The organism is uncultured Corynebacterium sp., from assembly GCF_945649885.1.
GTDB lineage: Bacteria > Actinomycetota > Actinomycetes > Mycobacteriales > Mycobacteriaceae > Corynebacterium.
Genome location: NZ_CALZFS010000183.1, coordinates 1 through 3,576 on the forward strand (window position 1 = coordinate 1; position 3,576 = coordinate 3,576).

General features: G+C 57.3%; 4 protein-coding genes. 1 reads left to right on the forward strand and 3 read right to left on the reverse strand.

Annotated features, from left to right (window positions below):
* Both rsgA and aroA read right to left on the reverse strand, forming a co-directional pair.
* The coding region (gene rsgA / locus Q0M74_RS13435) for a ribosome small subunit-dependent GTPase A (protein ID WP_293955295.1) at positions 1-913 on the reverse strand (913 nt) is incomplete at its 3' end.
* Complete coding sequence (gene aroA, locus Q0M74_RS13440) at positions 906-2,201, reverse strand: 3-phosphoshikimate 1-carboxyvinyltransferase (protein ID WP_293955297.1); 1,296 nt, start codon at positions 2,199-2,201, stop codon at positions 906-908. The genes rsgA and aroA, both read right to left, overlap by 8 nt.
* A gap of 11 nt (positions 2,202-2,212) precedes the next feature.
* Between aroA and Q0M74_RS13445 the strand changes: the two genes are divergently transcribed.
* On the forward strand, positions 2,213-2,854 hold the full coding sequence (locus tag Q0M74_RS13445; protein WP_293955299.1) for an SOS response-associated peptidase: 642 nt from the start codon (positions 2,213-2,215) through the stop codon (positions 2,852-2,854).
* Here the strand turns inward: Q0M74_RS13445 and Q0M74_RS13450 are convergent.
* Positions 2,851-3,576 (reverse strand): HNH endonuclease signature motif containing protein (locus Q0M74_RS13450; RefSeq protein WP_293955301.1); only part of this gene is annotated, 726 nt, incomplete at its 5' end. The two genes, Q0M74_RS13445 and Q0M74_RS13450, sit on opposite strands and share 4 nt — an antisense overlap.

Sequence of the window (3,576 nt, forward strand, 5' to 3'; positions counted from 1 at the left end):
AATCCATCTGATCCAGAGAACACTCCGGGTCAGAAGGAGGTCCCATATGGGTGCAACCACGGTGGCAAACCTCTGCAGCAGTCGCCAGATCATCGAAAACACCCACGACCGTATCGGCATCGACGTGTGCGAGACCGAAGGAACGGATACCCGGTGTATCGATGATCCACCCATCCTTGATCGGCAACGCCACTGACTGGGTAGAGGTGTGCCGTCCCTTGCCCACACCGGACACAGATCCGGTTTCACGATCAGCATCTGGCACCAGGCGGTTGACCAACGTTGACTTACCCACACCGGAATGACCGATCAGGGCAGTGATGTGGCCTTCGACAACATTAAGAACCGGATCGAGTGGATCATCGACACCACACACGACCACAGGTACCTCAAGGGCCTCGAACTCCGCAGCGAATTCGCTGGGATCCGCCAGATCTGATTTGGTCAGGCACAGAATCGGCTGGAGCTTGCCAACGAACGCGGCGATTAATGCACGTTCGACAAAACCCGCACGTGGCGGGGGATCGGCCACAGCAGAAACGATCAACAACTGATCGGCATTCGCCACGACAATCCGCTCATAGGAATCAGTGTCATCGGCAGTTCTCCGCAGCACGCTGGTGCGCTCTTCCAAACGTACAATTCTTGCCAAGGTGCCAGGTTTACCGGAGGTGTCTCCGACGATGCTTACGCGATCACCGACCTCAATGGCGGTGCGGCCGAGTTCACGGGCACGCATGGTCACGATGGCGTCAGTACGTCCATCAATCACCACACCCCAGCGACCACGATCCTTGGTCACGACCATCCCGATCAGTGCATCGTCGTGTGAGGGACGGTCTTTGGTGCGTGGACGGGTTCCTCTGCTTGGACGAACCCTCACATCAGATTCGTCCCAATGGCGATTAGCCAACCATTTCCTCCCAAAGGTTCTCAAAACCCGGGAAGGTCTTTGAGGTGGTCTGAATATCTTCTACCTGTAAGTTCTCTACAACCAGGCCGATGATGGCTCCAGCGGTGGCCATGCGGTGGTCGGCATAGGAATGCCAGACGCCACCGGTGAGCTTGGCTGGTTCAATGTGGAGACCATCAGATAATTCGGTGCACTTTCCGCCGATGCGGTTGATCTCAGTGGTGAGAGCTTCCAGGCGGTTGGTCTCATGTCCACGCAGGTGGGCGATGCCGGTGAGACTGGATTCCGTGGTCGCCAGGGCTGCCAGGGCTGCGACGGTGGGGGAGAGCTCGCCGATATCCGACATGTCGATGTGGATACCCCTGAGTTCCTCCGGTCCGGTCACCTCCAGGTCATAGGTGGCACCGTTGGCGATGAGCTCTACGGCACAACCCATGCTTTCCAGGATGGGACGGATGGTATCGCCGGGTTGGGTGGTGCTGAGTGGCCAGTCCTTGACTGTGACAGTTCCACGTGTGGCGGCAGCGGCAGCGAGGAAGGGGGTGGCGTTGGAAAGATCAGGTTCGATCCTCCAAGTCCTACCGAGGATCTCACCTGGGTGGACAACCCACTGGTTTGTGCTGACATCAACCTTGATGCCAGCCTGCTGCAGCATCGCCACGGTCATTTCGATGTGGGGCATACTTGGCAGGCGATCTCCGGTGTGCTTAACGGTCACGCCATTTTTGAAGCGTGGTGCGGAAAGCAGGAGACCGGAGACGAACTGGGAAGAACCCGAGGCATCGATCTCTACGACGCCACCTTCCGGGACACCATCAGAGGCGACGGTGAAGGGAAGTGTGTCATTGTCGACCTGGACGCCGAGGGTACGGATGGCATCGAGAATCCCGGACATAGGGCGGACGCGCGCCTGTTCATCGCCATCGAAGTGGACTGGGCCGTTGGCAAAGGCAGCAACAGCCGGCACAAAGCGCATGACGGTTCCAGCCAACCCACATTCCACTGAACCAGAGGTCAGTTCTGCAGGTGGTTCAACGCGGTAACGGTCTGGTGCCTCCTCGATGATTGTGACACCCAGACTGCGCAGTGCATCGGCCATGAGGTCGGTGTCACGACTGCGGAGGACTCCCTGAATTGTGGAGGGGCCTGATGCTAATGCAGCCAGAATGAGGGCACGGTTGGTGATGGATTTGGAACCAGGGATGACCTGGTTGCAAACGATGGGGCCGCTAGCACGCGGAGCATCCCAGACGGGCAAAGAAGAAGACATATCGGTCACAGAGTCCATAATAGGTGAGTATGTGCGGAAGATTTGTTTTGTTTACCACCGGTGATTCCCTGACCGAAGCTGCTGCCCGGGCCGTGGGGAGGCCGGTGATGGCCCCACAGGGTACTCCGGGGCCCAGATATAACCTTGCTCCGACGCAGGTTGTGCCGATCGTGCGAATGGGGCAGGAGGCACTGCTTGAGCCTGCCCGCTGGGGCCTCCTCCCGTATTGGAAGAAGGATGATTCGGGCCCACCCCTGTTCAATGCGCGGGCTGAAACAGTGGCGGAGAAACCATCCTTCCGTGATGCTTTTAAACACCAGCGTTGTCTGATCCCCATGGATGGCTACTACGAATGGCATGAGAAGAAACCACATTATGTGTCCTTAGATGGTGAAATCATGTGGGCTGCTGGCTTGTGGGCAACAGGGGTGAACCGGTTATCAGCAACCATGGTCACAACAGATTCGGTGGAGCCGATCGACTGGTTGCATAATCGTCTGCCCAGATTCTTGATGGACGATGAGATTGCACCCTGGCTCACAGGGACTGAAGATCAGGCCAGGCAGTTGCTACAACCGATATCAACCGACTGGGTGGAACGCCTGGAGGTCCGAGAGGTTTCCAAGGACGTGGGTAACGTCCGTAATGACCATGCAGGCCTTCTGGATTAGGCGGCGACCTTCCGATCCATGTAGTCACCGAACTTGGTTCCCCAGGTTTGATTGGATCTGGACAGGGGCCCATCGGGAACCGAGCGGAAGGGGAGGCCGTCTATGACAAAGAGGACATCACCATCAGGGAGGGGCACTGCGTCGAGTCGCCCATCGGTTTTCATATTGTGGTGGAAGACACAAAGACACTGAAGATTCCATGGAGTGGTGGGCCCGCCCCGGTCGAAGGGGATGATGTGATCGATTTGGCAGTTGACAGCCTTCACCGTGCAGCCTGGAACCCGGCACTCGCTGTCCCGGCCGCGGACAAACGCCTTCATCTCGTAGGTGGGGCTGTAACTGCTTGTCTCTGCACAGGCGATGCCATCCATATCGCAGTGCATGGTGACTTTTGTCTTCCAATAATCGATCTGTTGTGGAGTCAACCAACCCCCATTCTGCAGGTACTCCGGCTTGGTGGCGGAACCATAGGCATGCAGGGTGACCTCGGTAGTGATATTGCTCATGAGCAGTTCGCTCAATGCCTGTGATGGGAGTAGATCCTGAGTTTTAGCTACCTGTTTGATGGCCACATCGATGAGGGCTGCCTGGTCTTCCGGGATCCAGGCGCTCAGCCTGACACCCTTTCCACCTTTGGAGAAGGAGACTGTTGTGTGCTGTGATGCGGGCTCTTCTTCTGGTTCTGGTGGAAGAAGCTTATCCTTCAGTCGTCGTGACATCGC

Bases quoted from the DNA above. Each gene is read 5' to 3' on its own strand.
- aroA (WP_293955297.1), bottom strand. From the start codon at position 2,201: ATGGACTCTGTGACCGATATGTCTTCTTCTTTGCCCGTCTGGGATGCT.
- Q0M74_RS13445 (WP_293955299.1), top strand. From the start codon at position 2,213: ATGTGCGGAAGATTTGTTTTGTTTACCACCGGTGATTCCCTGACCGAA.